Here is a 14,141-nt window from a genome sequence, read left to right as displayed (position 1 = left end):
CGCCCAGGTAGCGAATCGGGCTGATTCGCTACCTGGGCGGGCGACTATTCTGATCCAGGCGACTCCGAACCTGGCTGCCCTGATCCTGGGGAGCGCCTGAGGCCGTGGCTCAGTGGTTGGTGATGAGGGGAACCGGGAGCGTGGTGAAGATGATCAGGAAGAACGGGATCAGCCACCACAGGGTGCCCATGAACGGCTGCCACCACTGGTAGCGGCGCCACTTGCGCAGCACCACGAGGCCCGCGACGATCGGGCCGAAGAGGGCGATGACCGTGGGGATGATGCGCGCGGCGGTGTCCCCCACCGTCTGGTCGAGGACGAACCAGGCGAGGATGGTGACCACCGGGAAGGCGATCGCCAGCTGCCAAGCCTGTTTCACCGACGTGCGCCGGTCCAGGTCCTCGAGGTGGTCGAGGGGGTCGGGCTTCTCGGGGTAACCGGAATTAGTGTGCTCAGCGGACATGATGCCCCCAAGTCTAGTCCCTGACGGGGTGAGGCCCGTCAGACGGGACTGACCAGCACCGGTGCCGGCGAGTGCGCCAGCAACTGGTTGGTCGACGGTCCGATGAAGACCCGGTTGAAGGCGCCGAGCACGGAGGACCCGACCACCAGGATCTCGCCCTTCTTCCAGTGCACGTCGTCCATCGCGCCGCTCCAGCCGGGGCCGGAACCGACCTCCACCGAGACCCGCAGGTCCGGGTGACGCTCCTCGGCACGTTCACGGCCACGTCCCAGGATGTCGAGCGCCTGGTTACGCCAGCGTTCATCGGCCTCGGCGGCGTCGGGGAACGGTGTGAGGGTGGGGTACATCGACGCCCCGGTCGGGCTGAAGGCGACCAGGCGCAGTGGCACGCCCCACCGGGAGGCGAGGTCGGCGGCCTTGCGCAGTGCCTGGTGGGACTGCTCGTTGTCCACGTAGGCGCAGCTGACACGGGTGACACCGTGCTTCGACAACGTCGGGGTGCGCGGGACCGTGAGCACCGGCAGCGGGGCGCAGTGCAGGAGCGCGTCCGTGGTGGATCCGGCCCGGAACCGGCCGACGGGGCCACCGGAGGTGCCGAAGCGCGACCCGACCACGATGAGGTCGGCACTGAACTCCTCCGCGGAGCGGATCAGTGCGGTGGTCTCGGAGTGGCTGTGGAGCAGCTCGTCGCTGTCGTCGATCATCGACTCCGGGACCCCGGCCTCGGTGAGGGCGGTACGGGCCGCCGCGTGGCACGCGGTGGACTCCGCCGCGGCCCATTCCTCGAACCGGCGGACGGCGTCGGCGTCTGCGGCATCCACCCGGTCGACCCCTTCGGGCCAGATCCGGGGGATCACCGTGACCGGCTTCACGCTGATCTCGGCGGTGCGGGACAGCCAGGAGACGAAGGACGCGGTGTCGGTACCGGTGCTCGTCGAGTCACCGTCGGGGTCGCCGTCCGGCCGCCAGGCCAGCAGCACGCGCAGCGGATCCACCGACTACTTCTCCCCCATGCGACGGGAGTCGAAGACCTCCATGCCGGCCTCCAGCGTGGGGATGAAGTCCTCCACACGCTCCAGCTGGTCGGGCTCGAGGACCGAGAGGATGTTCGCCATCTGCTTGTCCCGCTCGTCGCCGATGCGGGTCAGCTCGGTCCTGCCGAGGTCCGTGAGCTTCACGCGCACGCCGCGGCGGTCGCTCACGTCGCGGACGCGGGACACCAGGCCGAGCGACTCGAGGTGGTTGATCGCGTTGGATGCGGTGGGCATCCGGATCGACTCCAGGTCGGCGATCTGGCTGATGCGCAGGGCACCGTGGGTCTGGAGGTTCATCATGATGGAGAGTTGTGCAGTGCTGATGCTGGACTGCGTCGTCTGGCGGAAGTACAGGAGGTACATTCGCGTGACGACGGGCCGCAGGCGCTGCGCGACTTCAGACGGGGTAGCTGTCATGACACCAACCTACCGTGCTTTGCATCCGAAAGGTATACTGCTACCACCTTTAGGTTTGTGAACTTCCTTAACATGTTCAGCTCCGGGCAGGTCAGAGGGGCTACCGGGGACCCCTGAAATGGTGTGGTCACCCCTGCGAGATAAAGGTCTCGAGGTCTGCACGCCCCCGGTCGTCGGGCTGCTGGATACGCGGGGATTTCATCAGGTAGGTGGACGCGGGGTCGACGGGTCCGCCCAGGCCACGGTCCTTGGCGATCTTGGCGGCGCGCACGGCGTCGATGATGATGCCGGCGGAGTTCGGGGAGTCCCACACCTCCAGCTTGTACTCCAGGCTGATCGGCGCGTCGCCGAAGGCGCGGCCCTCCAGGCGGATGAACGCCCACTTGCGGTCGTCGAGCCACTGGACGTAGTCGGACGGGCCGATGTGCACGTTGCGGTCGTCGGTCTTGCCGGCGAGCGCGCCGGTGAGGTTCGACGTCACCGCCTGGGTCTTGGACACCTTCTTGGACTCGAGCCGGTCGCGTTCGAGCATGTTCTTGAAGTCCATGTTGCCGCCGACGTTGAGCTGGTAGGTGCGGTCGACGGTCACGCCGCGCTCCTCGAAGAGCCGGGCGAGGACGCGGTGGGTGATCGTCGCGCCGACCTGGCTCTTGATGTCGTCGCCGACGATCGGGACGCCGGCGTCCTCGAACTTCTTCGCCCACTCCGGGTCGCTGGCGATGAAGACCGGCAGGGCGTTGACGAAGGCGACGCCGGCGTCGATGGCGCACTGGGCGTAGAACTTGTCGGCCTCGTCGGAGCCGACCGGCAGGTAGGACACGAGGACGTCCGCGCCGGTCTCGCGCAGGTGCGCGACGACCTCGTCGTGGGTGGCGTCCGGCTCGGCCGACTCCTCGATGGTCTCGCGGTAGTACTTGCCGAGGCCGTCGGCGGTGTGGCCGCGGCGCACGGTGATGCCCAGTTCCGGGAGGTCGCAGATCTTGATCGTGCAGTTCTGGCCGGACTCGGTGGCAGCGGCGACGTCCTTGCCGACCTTGTCGGCGTCCACGTCGTAGGCGGCGACCAGTTCGATGTCACGCACGTGGTAGTCGCCGAAGCGGACGTGCATGAGCCCGGGGACGGTGTCGTCGTCGGGGGTGTCCTTGTAGAACTCGAGGCCCTGGAGCAGGGATGTCGCGCAGTTGCCGATGCCGGCGATGGCCAGCTTGATGGTGTTGGTGTCCTGAGAACTCATGGGTCCGGACGTTAGCCCTGCCGCTCGGGAAAAACACTGCCTGACGTGGGATGCAGTGGTACTTGACCGGTCAACACCGGGTCTTGACCGATTCACCTCGTCGGGCACGCCGTGTCCGCGGCACGGGATAGGATGGCCCCATCATGTCGACCACCGTGCAGCCCGTCCACACCGTCTCCCACGACCTGGACCGCCGTAGGACGCTCCGCGCCCTGCGTCGCGGCGAACGTCGTCGCGCCGACGTCTGCGACGCCGACCGGGGCCTGCGGTCCTCCGCCGAGGTCCTCGGCGTACGTGCCGGCCGGCCGTGCCCGGTCTGCGGTGCCGAGGATCTGCGCGAGAGCATGTGGGTCCACGGTGCGGCAATGGGGGAAAAGTCCGGAACGGCGCGTAGTCTTTCGGAGATCAGCGCTATCCTCGCTACCCTGTTTCCTGACGGCGTCGCGCGGTCTGCTAAGGACCGTGCCGACGCGGACCCTGCCGGAGGATCCGGGAGCGGGGTGGCCGTCCACACGGTGGAGGTCTGCCTGCGCTGCGGATGGAACCATCTGATCAGGGAAGACATGTACGGTGCCGGTAATTCCAGTACGGAGAGAACAGCCACGTGACTAACGACTCGACCACCCCCAACGACTCCACGAAGCGTCAGCGCACCCGCACACGCAAGCCGGTGTGGGGCCGTCTCTTCGCCTCCGTGGCGGCAGTCCTGGCCGTGCTCATCGTGGTACCGCTGGTGACGTTCTTCGCCGCCTACTCGGTGACGAAGGTGCCGCAGCCCGAGGAGCTGGTGAACAACCAGATCTCCCAGATCTTCGCCAACGACGGCACCACCGAGCTGGCGCGTATCGTCCCGCCGGAGGGCAACCGCCAGAACGTGGACATCGAGGAGATCCCGGAGCACGTGCGGGACGCCGTCCTCGCCGCGGAGGACCGCGACTTCTACGACAACCCCGGCTTCTCCGTCACCGGCTTCGGGCGTGCCGCCCTCGGCCAGCTCACCGGTGAGGACGCCGGCGGTGGTTCCACCATCACGCAGCAGTACGTGAAGAACGCCGTCGTCGGTGACGAGCGCAGCCTGGTCCGTAAGGGCAAGGAGCTGGTGATCTCGTCGAAGATGTCGCGCGAGTGGTCGAAGGACGAGATCCTCGAGGCCTACCTCAACACCATCTACTTCGGACGCAACGCCTACGGCATCTCCGCGGCGTCGCGCGCCTACTTCAACAAGCCGATCCAGGAGCTCTCCCCCGCCGAGGGTGCGGTGCTCGCCGCGTCGATCCAGCGGCCCAGCCAGCTGGACCCGTGGACCAACCGTCCCGAGGCCGAGGAGCGGTGGAACTACGTCGCCGACGGCCTGGTCAACATGGACACCATCTCCCAGCAGGAACGCGACGAGATGGTCTCCCCCGAGGTCATCGACCCCGCCCAGGTGGACTCCGGTTCCGTGGCGGAGGGCACCAACGGTCTGATCAAGAGCCAGGTGCTCGCCGAGCTCAACGCCAACGGCATCACCGAGGAGGCCGTGAACACCGGCGGGCTGAAGATCACCACGACGATCGACGCCAACCACCAGAGCGCGATGGTGGAGAACGTGCACAGCGCGATGGAGGCGCAGGCCGACACCGTGCGTTCGGCCGGCGTCTCGATCGACCCGAACACCGGTGGTGTGCGCGCCTACTACGGTGGCGACGACCCCACGGGACTCGACTGGGCGAACGCGGGTCTGCAGACCGGTTCGACCTTCAAGATCTTCACCATGGCAGCCGCGGTCGAGCAGGGCATCCCCACCTCGACGAACTACGACTCCTCCCCCGTCACCACCGGCGCGACCGAGGTGAACAACGTGGAGGGTGCGTCCTGCGGTAGCTGCTCGATGGCAGAGGCGCTCAAGCGCTCCCTCAACACCTCCTTCATCCGCGTGGCCCGCGACCTGGACAACGGTCCGCAGGACGTCGCGGACATGGCGCACCGCCTCGGTGTCGCCGAGGAGCTGCCGGGCATCGGCGAGACGCTCCGCGAGAACGGTGACACGCCGTACGAGGGCATCACCCTGGGGCAGTACCAGTCCCGTCCGATCGACATGGCGTCGGCGCTGGCGACCCTGACCAACCACGGTCAGTACATCCCCGCCCACTTCGTCTGGAAGGTCGAGACCTCCGAGGACGAGATGCTGCTGGACAACACGAACATGGAGTCCACCCAGGTCGTCCAGCCCGAGGTCGCCGACGAGGTGATCGCGGCCATGGGCCCGATCGCCGCCTACTCCAACAACCACTCCCTCGCCGGTGGTCGTCCCAGCGCGGCGAAGACCGGTACCGCCCAGCTGGGCGACACCGGGCAGAACAAGGACGCCTGGATGATCGGTTCGACGCCGCAGCTGGCGACGGCCGTGTGGATCGGCGACACCGACGGCCAGCCCCTGGTCGACGCACGCTACGGCGGTTCGATGTACGGCTCGCAGTCGCCGTCGGACATCTGGCAGGGCTACATGGACGAGGCGCTCGTGAACGAGCCGATCGAGCAGTTCGACGGCTCCGTCCCGGTCGTCCAGGACCCGCAGGCCGGTTCCTCGGGAACCGGTGGCGGCGAGTCCTCCGCGGGTGACGAGGCCTCCGCGGGCACCGGCGGCGGCGACGACGAGGACTCCGCCGACACCGCACCGGAGAGCGGCGGTGGCACGGGTACCGGCGACGGCCAGGACACCGACATCGGCCGGATGATCGACGACTTCCTCAACAACCTCTGATGACCAGCACCGAGCTGCTGGTCACCATGGGCAGCGTCTTCATCGGGTTCCTCCTGTTCGGCGGATCCTTCGCCAGCTTCATGGCGAAGCGCCGTCCTGCGGTGGTGTGGGGGTTGTTCGGCGCCGCGATCGTGTTCATCACCCTGATCCCGGTGTTGATCGCCGTGTTCTGGGCCACGGCGGGCCCAGCCTGACTTGGGCAAACAGGGTGTGGCGTGTATCCTGAGCAGGTTGCTGACGCAACGAACCCTCCTGCCGCATCCATTCCCGGATACGGCCGAAAAAACACTAGACCACAGGAGGTGATGAGGTCCGTGCGTCAATACGAGATGATGATTATCATCGACCCGTCACAGGATGAGCGCACCGTTTCCCCGTCCCTGGACAAGTTCCTCGAGACGGTCCGCAAGGAGAACGGTACGGTCGACAAGGTTGATATCTGGGGCAAGCGTCGCCTGGAGTACCCGATCAACAAGCAGGAAGAGGGCATCTACGCTGTCGTCGACCTGAACTGTGAGTCGGCCACCGTCCAGGAGCTCGACCGCGTTCTGAACCTGAACGAGATCATCATGCGCACGAAGGTTCTGCGCAAGGACGCCAAGTAGGCGTCTTCACGACATCTGCATCAACGTCGAACCGACACCGACTGACACAGACTGACAGGAGAAACTGACATGGCACAGGGAGACACCCCGATCACCGTCGTCGGAAATCTCGTCGCGGACCCCGAGCTGAGGTACACCCCCAGCGGATCCGCCGTCGCGAACTTCCGAGTGGCCTCCACGCCGCGCCGGTATGATTCCCAGTCGAACCAGTGGGTGGACGGCGAAGCGCTGTTCCTCCAATGCAACGTGTGGCGCCAGGCGGCCGAGAACGTGGCGAACTCGCTCACCAAGGGTGACCGGGTCATCGTCAACGGCCGTCTGCGGCAGCGCTCCTACGAGACCCGCGAGGGCGAGAAGCGCACCGTGTTCGAGGTCGAGGCCGACGAGGTCGGCCCGTCCCTGAAGTACGCCACGACCCAGGTCACCAAGACCCCCCGTCAGGGTGGGAACTTCGGTGGCCAGCAGGCCCCGCAGGGCGGCGGCCAGGCCGGTAACCAGGGTGGCTTCGGTGGTAACCGTGGCCAGGGTGGTTTCGGTGGTCAGCAGGGAAACCAGGGTGGTCAACCCAACCAGGGCTACGGCGGCGGTAACGCCGGTGGCCAGGGTGGGTTCGGCGGGCGTAACGCCGCGTCGGACGATGACCCGTGGAACTCCGCTCCGCAGTCCGGTTTCGACGGCGGCGACGAACCGCCGTTCTGATCTGTCGTGTGAGTCAACCCCAGATCCTCCCGGATCTACCGAAACCATGAAAGGCTACGGATCATGAAGCTGATCCTCACCGCCGCCGTCGACAACCTCGGTGTCCCTGGTGACATCGTCGAGGTCAAGGCCGGCTACGGACGCAACTTCCTGCTGCCGCGCGGCTACGCCATCACCGCCACCCGTGGCGCTGAGCGTCAGGTGGAGAACATCCGCCGTGCACAGCAGGACAAGGTCATCCGCGACCTGGACCACGCTCGCGAGGTCAAGGACGAGATCGACCGCCTGAACAACGTCACGGTCACCGTGCGCACCTCGGACAAGGGCAAGCTGTTCGGCTCTGTCACCGCCGAGGACGTCGCCGCCGCCGTGAAGGCTGCCGGCGGACGCGATCTCGACAAGCGCTCCATCGTCCTCGATCAGGGTGACGTCAAGGCGACCGGTTCCTACAACGTCGACGTGAAGCTGCACTCGCAGGTTGTCGCGTCGCTGAACTTCAAGGTCGTCGCAGAGAAGTAGTTCTCCGCTCGCCACAGCGCTGCAGAAGCCCCGAGAGGATCTGTGGACACCCCCGGCCTAGACACCCGGGGTTCGCCGGCTTAGACACCCGGTTCCCGTGTCCGCGACATCCTGGCTTCCCCGCGGCTCAGGCGACGAACGCCACCATCTGTAAGACAACAGCACAGTCTGAAGGGCCCGCGCCCGGTCGTCACGACCGGTCGACGGGCCCTTCGGCATGTCCGGGGCCGGTGGGGGCGGTTCCCGGGACGACCCGCACGACGGACCGCGGGGATTGTGCACAGGACTTCCGGGCCCTGTGGACAACTGTGGATAACTTGGTCGAAACATGTGCTAAATATGGCCCCATCGGCCATCGCGCTGACCTCGGGTTATGCTCTGAGGCGCTCCGCTGGCCTGCGGCAACCGGAGTTGTCCACTGGAAGTCGACGGCCATAATGCGGACCAAGAGCCCTGTGACCGGCATGAACGCGAATACTCGCAGGTCAGCGCAATCCTTGTCCACAAGTTGTCCACAGGGCCAACAGGCAATTCCCCCACAGGTGCACATTCAGTGCACAAGTGATCCACACGGCCTGTGGACAACTCTGTGGAGACGGTCCCGCCACCGCCCCCACGTGGGCGTCCGTGGGCGTTGTGCACAGGTCGGAGCACGCCCTCGGGGAATGTCGCCTGAGGGGGTTAGAATCATGGGCATGAGTACACCGGAGCGGGCACGCGACAGTTTCGCCGACGACGCAGGGGCCGTGCCGCTGCCGCCGGAGCCCGACCAGTGGGACGGGCCTGCAACGCAGGACGCCCCGGGCGCGGGGCGTGGCAGCGCCCCGGGAGGAGGACAGGGAGGGGGACAGGGCGGCTACCGCCGCCGCGGCGGAGCGTCCAACGAGGGGGGCGCCTTCGCCGAGCCGCGGCAGATGCCGCAGAACACCGAGGCGGAGATGGGCGTCCTCGGCGGCATGATGCTGAGCAAGGACGCCATCGCCGACGTCGTCGAGCGGCTGCGTCCGGACGACTTCTACCGTCCCGCCCACCGGACGATCTACGAGACGATGCTCGAGCTGTACGGCGAGGGCATGGAGGTCGACCCGGTGATCCTCGCCGGGCGTCTGGACAACAACGCCATCCTGGACAGCGTGGGCGGGGCTCCGTACCTGCACGAGCTGTCGTCGAAGGTGCCCACCGCGGCGAACGCGGGCTACTACGCCGACCTGGTCTCGGAGAAGGCCGTCCTGCGCCGCCTGGTGTCCGCCGGCACGAGGATCGTGCAGTACGGCTACTCCGGCCTGGAGGGCAACGAGCTGGAGAGCGTGGTGGACCGCGCGCAGCAGGAGATGTTCAACATCACCAACGAGTCCGCCTCGGAGGACTACATGGTGCTCCAGGACCTGCTGGAGTCCACCATGGACGAACTGGACGCCCTGGAAAACGGGGACGGTCAGGGCGAGGGTGTGATGACCGGGTTCAGCGAGCTCGACGAGATGACCAACGGCCTGCGTGGCGGGCAGATGATCATCGTCGCGGCCCGTCCCGGTGTGGGCAAGTCCACGCTGGCCATGGACTTCATGCGCTCGGTGTCGGTCCAGCAGAACCGTGCCTCGGTGCTGTTCTCGCTGGAGATGAGCAAGTCCGAGGTGATGATGCGCGTGTTCTCCGCGGAGGCGGAGGTGCCGTTGTCCGTGATGCGCGGCGGCAAGATGGTCGACTCGCAGTGGGACAAGCTGACCCAGCGGGTCACCGCGATCGAGAACGCCCCGATCTACATCGACGACTCGCCGAACCTCACGATGACGGAGATCCGGGCGAAGGCCCGCCGGCTCAAGCAGAAGCACGACCTGGGGCTCATCGTGGTCGACTACCTGCAGCTGATGAGTTCGGGCAAGAAGGTCGAGTCACGTCAGCAGGAGGTGTCGGAGTTCTCCCGTCAGCTGAAGCTGCTGGCCAAGGAGGTCGACGTCCCCCTGGTCGCGATCTCGCAGCTGAACCGTGGTGTGGAGTCCCGTGGCGACGACGCGTTGCCGCGCGTGTCCGACCTGCGTGAGTCCGGTTCGCTGGAGCAGGACGCCGACATCGTGCTGCTGATCAACCGTCCGGACGCGCAGAACCGTGACCATGAGCGTGCTGGCGAGGCCGACCTGATCCTGGCGAAGCACCGTGGTGGTCCGATCGGCACCGTGCAGGTCGCCCACCAGCTGCACTACTCGAAGTTCTCCGACCTGAGCAGGGGAGTCTAGGGGGCCGGACTACTCCTCGAACTGGCCGGCGAGGGTGCTCAGGATCCCGTCCAGGGTCTCGGCCTGCTCGTCGCTGAGTACGTCGAACATGAGACGCCGCACCGAGGCGACGTGGGACGGGGCGGCATCGCGGATGGTGGACAGGCCCTGGTCGGTGAGCACGACGAAGGCGCCGCGTCCGTCGGAGTTGCAGGTCTCCTTCGCCAGCAGGCCCCGGTTCATCATGCGGGTGATCTGGTGGGAGAGGCGTGAACGGTCCCAGGTCAGCCGGTCGGCGAGCAGCGCCATGCGCATCTTGTGCTCGGGGGCCTCGGACAGGTTCACCAGTACCTCGTAGTCGGCCATGGACAGGCCGGTGTCGCGTTGCAGGTCACGTGCCAGTGCGGAGTCCATGCGCCGTGCCACGGACAGCCACGAGCGCCACAGGTGCTGTTCGGACTCGGAGAGCCAGGGGGCGGTCGGTGCGGTCTTGCCGTTCGTCATGGTGACCATTGAACCACAATCGGCGGGTAGTTGACACATCAACTACATCGGCCTACGCTGGCGTCCGTAACGCACCCCACCAAGGAGAAAATCATCATGAGCAGCGTCAACGACTTCGCCGGCAGCTACACCATCGACCCGGCACACTCCGAGATCGGCTTCACCGCCCGTCACGCGATGGTCACCAAGGTCCGCGGTTCCTTCACCGACTTCACCGGTTCCGCCACCACGGAGGAGGGGCTGGGCAATGCCTCGATCTCCGTGGAGATCCAGGCCGGTTCGCTGGACACCCGCAACGCCGACCGCGACGGCCACGTGAAGTCCGCGGACTTCTTCGACGTGGAGACCTACCCCACGATCACCTTCACCTCCACCGGGGTCGAGGCCGAGGGCGACGACCACCTCCTGGTCACCGGTGACCTCACCATCAAGGACGTCACCAAGTCGGTCACCGTGGACTTCGAGTTCGACGGCGAGGTCACCGATCCCTGGGGCAACAGCCGCGTGGGCTTCGAGGGTTCCACCGAGATCAACCGCAGCGACTTCGGCCTGACCTGGAACGCCCCCCTGAAGAGCGACGGCGTGCTGGTCTCCGAGAAGATCAAGCTGAACTTCGACGTCTCGGCCACGAAGAACGCGTGACCGCCTGACGAATCGTCCGCGGTGGCCTAGCATCGCGGACATGACTTCTGTGACGTCCGGCCCGACCTCGGGCCACGGTGCGCGCACCGCCGGCCTCCTCGTCTTCGCCGGGGGAGCGGCGGGCGCGTTCCTGCGGTGGACGTTCACCGTGGACACCGGTGTGACCGGATCCCTGTGGCCCCTCCTGGTCGTGAACCAGGTAGGGGCCTTCGTCATGGGCATGCTCGTCGGGGCGCTGCCGTTCGTCCGGGACGTCGGACGCAACGGCGCCCCCGGGCGTCGCGAGCGCCTGCGGCTCACGCTCGGCACCGGCCTGCTCGGCGGGTTCACGTCCTACTCGGCGATCGCCGCGGCGACCGTACAGGACGCCGGGGGCCTGCTCGGGCCGGTCGTCTACCTGGTCGGCACGGTCGTCCTGGGGCTGCTGCTCGCCCGCGCGGGGCTGTGGTGCGGGGAACGCCTCGTGCCCGGTGAGGGGAGGGCGGCGGCATGACCGGGGAGGTGTCCCTCGTCGCGGCATTGCTCGTCGCCCTCGGCGGCGGGTCCGGGGCGTGGCTGCGGTGGCGGTTGGACGCGGCGATCTCGCGTCGCTCCCGCGGCGACCTGCTCCTCGGGCTGCTGGTGGTCAACACCGCCGGCTCGTTGGCGCTGGGTGCGCTCTACGGACTGAGCGACAGCTGGTGGCTGATCGCCCTGGTGGGCACCGGACTCTGCGGCGGTTTCACCACCTTCTCCAGTGCCTCGGTGGACGCGGTGGGGTTGCTGCGTGGCGGCCGCGTGCTGCCGGCGGTGGTGTCGGTGGTGGCCATGGCGGTCCTGGCCGTGGTGGCCTTCCTGCTCGGCCACTGGCTCACGGACTGGTGATCAGCCCTTCTTCGCTGACACCCACACGTCGATCTGGGCGTGGACGGGCTCGTTGCCGGCGTCGTCGATCAGCGCGATGTCCACGGTCACGAGCTGTCCGCCGGTCTCACGGGTGATGGTGGAGAAGTCGGGGAAGTCCGCGGTGGCGGTCACGGTGAGCCCGCCGGAGGACTTGGCGGGGTAGTCGGCGCGCATGCCGCGCGGCAGCCACCGGTGCGTGGTGGGGACGCTGGACTCGCAGAGCATTCCCATGGCCGCCTCCGCCCCGTTGAGCGCGGCGATGACGTGGTAGGTGCCGATGTGGTTGCGCACGCCCCACCAGTCACCGATACGGACCACGGCTCGTCCGGGCTCGGCCACGCGGATACGCGGGAAGACGGTGCGGAAGTAGGGTGCCTTCAGGCTGAACCCGAGGGAGAAGAGCCCGCGGCCCGGTGCGCTGCCGTTGAGCTTCTTCCACAGCTTGTAGGTGCCGGTGGCGTGTGTAGTCATGTTCCCAGACATTATCGGAACGCCGGGGCCGCCGCAGGCGGTTGACCGGAGCCGTGACGCCACGTCGCGGTCCCCGGTACCGTGGGGCGGTGAACCCACGCCGGGGAATACGTCCCGCCGCACGTGACGTTGAACCCGTGTAGACAGATTCGACGACAGACACGCGTCAGTAAGGAAGGTACGGCAATGGCCACCACCACGATCACGAACGAGAACTTCCAGGACACCATCCAGGGCGACGGCATCGTGCTGCTCGACTTCTGGGCCGAATGGTGCGGTCCCTGCAAGCGTTTCGGCCCGGTCTACGAGAACGTGTCCGAGAAGTACCCGGACTACACCTTCGGCAAGATCGACACCGAGGCGAACCAGGACATCGCCGCCGCACTGCAGATCCAGTCGATCCCCACGCTGATGGCGTTCCGTGACGGCATCCTGGTCTACCGCGAGGCCGGCGCGCTGCCGCCCAAGGCCCTTACCGACCTGATCACCGAGGTCGAGGGCCTGGACATGGACGACGTTCGCCAGAAGGTCGCCGAGCAGCAGCAGAACGGCTAGCGGTACCTCCCGCCGGTCCGTCCGCTCAGATGGTGCGGGCGTCGACGACGGCGCGGTAGCGCACCTGTGACCCCAGGACGCGCCGGTAGGCTTCGTTGACGTTGTCGGCGGAGACCAGCTCGATGTCGGCGGTGATGCCGTGTTCGGCGCAGAAGTCGATCATCTCCTGGGTCTCGGCGATGCCGCCGATGTTGGAGCCGGCGACGCTGCGCCGCCGTCCGGCGAGCTGGCCGGTGCGGATGTTCATGCCCTCCGGGGGGAGACCGAGCATGACCAGGGTGCCGTCCACGGCAAGCATGCTGATGTAGCGGTGGATCGGCAGGACGGCGGAGACGGTGTTCAGGATCAGGTCGAACTCGTCGGCGTGGTCCTTGTGGAAGGTGTCGGCGGCGTCCCCGCCGGTCGCGACGTAGGAGGACGCGCCGAACTTCAGGCCGTCCTCCTTCTTCGACAGGCCGTGGGAGAAGACGGTGACCTCGGCGCCGAGGGCGACGGCGATCTTCACGGCCACGTGGCCGAGTCCGCCCATGCCCACCACCGCGACGCGGGACCCGGGGCCCACGCCCCAGTGCTTCAGGGGGGAGTAGGTGGTGATGCCGGCGCAGAGCAGCGGGGTCATCGCGGCCATGGTGTCGCCGTCGATGCCGCCGGGGAGCTCGGGGATGCGGATGAGGAAGTCGTCGCGGCACACGATGTGGGTGGAGTAGCCGCCCTGGGTGATGCTGCCGTCGTGCCGGTCGACACCGTTGTAGGTGCCGGTCAGGCCCTCGAGACAGTAGTTCTCCTCACCGTCGGCGCAGGACGCGCACTCGCCGCAGGAGTCGACCATGCAGCCGATGCCGACGATGTCGCCGACGGCGAACTTCGTGACGTCGGCACCGGTCTCCAGGACGGTGCCGATGATCTCGTGTCCGGGTGACAGGGGGAAGTTCTCGTGGGGCCAGTCCCCGTTGACGGTGTGGATGTCGGAGTGGCAGATGCCGGACCAGCGGATCTCGAGCAGGCAGTCGTCCGCGCGCAGGTCGCGGCGGGTGACGGTGCCCTTCGTGAGGTCGGCCCCGGCGGAGGTGGCTTCGATGCAGGCGGCGGTTGTAGTCATGGTCACCGATGGTAACCGTCCTTCGGGACGGACAGACGGAAAACCCTTTATGCTGGGGATG

Annotated in this window: 18 protein-coding genes; 11 read left to right on the top strand and 7 right to left on the bottom strand. The window is 67.2% G+C overall.

The window, feature by feature from the left end; genetic code table 11:
• Positions 1–109: 109 nt before the first annotated feature.
• The 4 genes from ACT3TD_RS01720 to ACT3TD_RS01705 all read right to left on the bottom strand — a co-directional run bounded on the left by ACT3TD_RS01720 (position 110) and on the right by ACT3TD_RS01705 (position 3,148).
• Positions 110–463, bottom strand: coding sequence for a hypothetical protein (locus ACT3TD_RS01720; RefSeq protein WP_301443059.1), 354 nt, complete (start codon positions 461–463; stop codon positions 110–112).
• 38 nt (positions 464–501) lie between these two features.
• Positions 502–1,458: a universal stress protein gene (locus ACT3TD_RS01715; RefSeq protein ID WP_301443058.1), complete on the bottom strand. Its 957-nt coding sequence runs from the start codon at positions 1,456–1,458 to the stop codon at positions 502–504.
• Positions 1,459–1,461: 3 nt separating this feature from the next.
• Positions 1,462–1,914 carry a MarR family winged helix-turn-helix transcriptional regulator gene (locus ACT3TD_RS01710; RefSeq protein WP_301443057.1) on the bottom strand — a complete coding sequence of 151 codons (453 nt, stop codon included), beginning with the start codon at positions 1,912–1,914 and terminating at the stop codon, positions 1,462–1,464.
• A gap of 127 nt (positions 1,915–2,041) precedes the next feature.
• Positions 2,042–3,148: an inositol-3-phosphate synthase gene (locus ACT3TD_RS01705; RefSeq protein WP_301443056.1), complete on the bottom strand. Its 1,107-nt coding sequence runs from the start codon at positions 3,146–3,148 to the stop codon at positions 2,042–2,044.
• Between the two features lie 143 nt (positions 3,149–3,291).
• Between ACT3TD_RS01705 and ACT3TD_RS01700 the strand changes: the two genes are divergently transcribed.
• The 7 genes from ACT3TD_RS01700 (at position 3,292) to dnaB (ending at position 9,945) form a co-directional block, all read left to right on the top strand.
• Positions 3,292–3,756, top strand: a complete 465-nt coding sequence (locus tag ACT3TD_RS01700; protein WP_301443055.1) for a DUF5318 family protein — start codon at positions 3,292–3,294, stop codon at positions 3,754–3,756.
• Entirely contained in the window at positions 3,753–5,891 is a 2,139-nt protein-coding gene (locus ACT3TD_RS01695; protein WP_444614753.1) for a transglycosylase domain-containing protein, read from the top strand. The genes ACT3TD_RS01700 and ACT3TD_RS01695 overlap by 4 nt, the downstream gene beginning before the upstream one ends.
• Complete coding sequence (locus tag ACT3TD_RS01690) at positions 5,891–6,085, top strand: hypothetical protein (protein ID WP_301442408.1); 195 nt, start codon at positions 5,891–5,893, stop codon at positions 6,083–6,085. Before ACT3TD_RS01695 ends, ACT3TD_RS01690 begins: the two co-directional genes overlap by 1 nt.
• A 111-nt stretch (positions 6,086–6,196) precedes the next feature.
• The gene (gene rpsF, locus ACT3TD_RS01685) at positions 6,197–6,496 is read left to right on the top strand and encodes a 30S ribosomal protein S6 (RefSeq protein WP_301442409.1); all 300 of its coding nucleotides are present in this window, start codon (positions 6,197–6,199) and stop codon (positions 6,494–6,496) included.
• Positions 6,497–6,565: 69 nt separating this feature from the next.
• Positions 6,566–7,195 (top strand): single-stranded DNA-binding protein, encoded by a 630-nt coding sequence (locus tag ACT3TD_RS01680; protein WP_301442410.1) that lies wholly within the window; start codon positions 6,566–6,568, stop codon positions 7,193–7,195.
• Between the two features lie 63 nt (positions 7,196–7,258).
• On the top strand, positions 7,259–7,714 hold the full coding sequence (gene rplI, locus ACT3TD_RS01675) for a 50S ribosomal protein L9 (RefSeq protein ID WP_301442411.1): 456 nt from the start codon (positions 7,259–7,261) through the stop codon (positions 7,712–7,714).
• A gap of 695 nt (positions 7,715–8,409) precedes the next feature.
• The gene (gene dnaB / locus ACT3TD_RS01670) at positions 8,410–9,945 is read left to right on the top strand and encodes a replicative DNA helicase (RefSeq protein ID WP_301442412.1); all 1,536 of its coding nucleotides are present in this window, start codon (positions 8,410–8,412) and stop codon (positions 9,943–9,945) included.
• A gap of 9 nt (positions 9,946–9,954) precedes the next feature.
• Here the strand turns inward: dnaB and ACT3TD_RS01665 are convergent, their stop codons facing one another.
• On the bottom strand, positions 9,955–10,428 hold the full coding sequence (locus ACT3TD_RS01665) for a MarR family winged helix-turn-helix transcriptional regulator (RefSeq protein WP_301442413.1): 474 nt from the start codon (positions 10,426–10,428) through the stop codon (positions 9,955–9,957).
• Positions 10,429–10,524: 96 nt separating this feature from the next.
• On the opposite strand from ACT3TD_RS01665, the gene ACT3TD_RS01660 reads away from it, so the two are divergent.
• Genes ACT3TD_RS01660 through ACT3TD_RS01650 form a run of 3 tightly spaced genes read left to right on the top strand, consistent with a single transcriptional unit; the run spans position 10,525 to position 11,934 of the window.
• On the top strand, positions 10,525–11,070 hold the full coding sequence (locus ACT3TD_RS01660; protein ID WP_301442414.1) for a YceI family protein: 546 nt from the start codon (positions 10,525–10,527) through the stop codon (positions 11,068–11,070).
• A 40-nt stretch (positions 11,071–11,110) separates the two neighbouring features.
• Positions 11,111–11,563, top strand: a complete 453-nt coding sequence (locus ACT3TD_RS01655; protein WP_301442415.1) for a CrcB family protein — start codon at positions 11,111–11,113, stop codon at positions 11,561–11,563.
• Positions 11,560–11,934 (top strand): fluoride efflux transporter FluC, encoded by a 375-nt coding sequence (locus tag ACT3TD_RS01650; RefSeq protein WP_301442416.1) that lies wholly within the window; start codon positions 11,560–11,562, stop codon positions 11,932–11,934. The genes ACT3TD_RS01655 and ACT3TD_RS01650 overlap by 4 nt, the downstream gene beginning before the upstream one ends.
• On the opposite strand, the gene ACT3TD_RS01645 is transcribed toward ACT3TD_RS01650, so the two are convergent.
• The gene (locus ACT3TD_RS01645; protein ID WP_301442417.1) at positions 11,935–12,426 is read right to left on the bottom strand and encodes a hotdog fold domain-containing protein; all 492 of its coding nucleotides are present in this window, start codon (positions 12,424–12,426) and stop codon (positions 11,935–11,937) included.
• A gap of 186 nt (positions 12,427–12,612) precedes the next feature.
• Between ACT3TD_RS01645 and trxA the strand changes: the two genes are divergently transcribed.
• A complete protein-coding gene (trxA, locus tag ACT3TD_RS01640) occupies positions 12,613–12,981 on the top strand; it encodes a thioredoxin (RefSeq protein WP_301442418.1) in 369 nt (122 codons plus the stop codon).
• Between the two features lie 25 nt (positions 12,982–13,006).
• Here trxA and ACT3TD_RS01635 read toward each other — a convergent pair whose 3' ends face one another.
• On the bottom strand, positions 13,007–14,080 hold the full coding sequence (locus ACT3TD_RS01635) for an NAD(P)-dependent alcohol dehydrogenase (protein WP_301442419.1): 1,074 nt from the start codon (positions 14,078–14,080) through the stop codon (positions 13,007–13,009).
• Positions 14,081–14,141 lie beyond the last annotated feature (61 nt).

The organism is Corynebacterium sp. AOP36-E1-14 (assembly GCF_052377495.1).
Lineage (GTDB): Bacteria > Actinomycetota > Actinomycetes > Mycobacteriales > Mycobacteriaceae > Corynebacterium.
The sequence above is the reverse complement of the archived record's forward strand: the minus strand, read 5'-3'. Positions and strand labels throughout refer to the sequence as shown.

What these genes read in the sequence shown, in the direction of transcription:
- ACT3TD_RS01655 (WP_301442415.1), top strand. Translation starts at nt 11,111, where the DNA reads ATGACTTCTGTGACGTCCGGCCCGACCTCGGGCCACGGTGCGCGCACC.
- rplI (WP_301442411.1), top strand. Translation starts at nt 7,259, where the DNA reads ATGAAGCTGATCCTCACCGCCGCCGTCGACAACCTCGGTGTCCCTGGT.
- ACT3TD_RS01680 (WP_301442410.1), top strand. Translation starts at nt 6,566, where the DNA reads ATGGCACAGGGAGACACCCCGATCACCGTCGTCGGAAATCTCGTCGCG.
- ACT3TD_RS01690 (WP_301442408.1), top strand. Translation starts at nt 5,891, where the DNA reads ATGACCAGCACCGAGCTGCTGGTCACCATGGGCAGCGTCTTCATCGGG.
- rpsF (WP_301442409.1), top strand. Translation starts at nt 6,197, where the DNA reads ATGAGGTCCGTGCGTCAATACGAGATGATGATTATCATCGACCCGTCA.
- ACT3TD_RS01635 (WP_301442419.1), bottom strand. Translation starts at nt 14,080, where the DNA reads ATGACTACAACCGCCGCCTGCATCGAAGCCACCTCCGCCGGGGCCGAC.
- ACT3TD_RS01665 (WP_301442413.1), bottom strand. Translation starts at nt 10,428, where the DNA reads ATGACGAACGGCAAGACCGCACCGACCGCCCCCTGGCTCTCCGAGTCC.
- ACT3TD_RS01710 (WP_301443057.1), bottom strand. Translation starts at nt 1,914, where the DNA reads ATGACAGCTACCCCGTCTGAAGTCGCGCAGCGCCTGCGGCCCGTCGTC.
- ACT3TD_RS01645 (WP_301442417.1), bottom strand. Translation starts at nt 12,426, where the DNA reads ATGACTACACACGCCACCGGCACCTACAAGCTGTGGAAGAAGCTCAAC.
- trxA (WP_301442418.1), top strand. Translation starts at nt 12,613, where the DNA reads ATGGCCACCACCACGATCACGAACGAGAACTTCCAGGACACCATCCAG.
- ACT3TD_RS01700 (WP_301443055.1), top strand. Translation starts at nt 3,292, where the DNA reads ATGTCGACCACCGTGCAGCCCGTCCACACCGTCTCCCACGACCTGGAC.
- ACT3TD_RS01650 (WP_301442416.1), top strand. Translation starts at nt 11,560, where the DNA reads ATGACCGGGGAGGTGTCCCTCGTCGCGGCATTGCTCGTCGCCCTCGGC.
- dnaB (WP_301442412.1), top strand. Translation starts at nt 8,410, where the DNA reads ATGAGTACACCGGAGCGGGCACGCGACAGTTTCGCCGACGACGCAGGG.
- ACT3TD_RS01720 (WP_301443059.1), bottom strand. Translation starts at nt 463, where the DNA reads ATGTCCGCTGAGCACACTAATTCCGGTTACCCCGAGAAGCCCGACCCC.
- ACT3TD_RS01660 (WP_301442414.1), top strand. Translation starts at nt 10,525, where the DNA reads ATGAGCAGCGTCAACGACTTCGCCGGCAGCTACACCATCGACCCGGCA.
- ACT3TD_RS01705 (WP_301443056.1), bottom strand. Translation starts at nt 3,148, where the DNA reads ATGAGTTCTCAGGACACCAACACCATCAAGCTGGCCATCGCCGGCATC.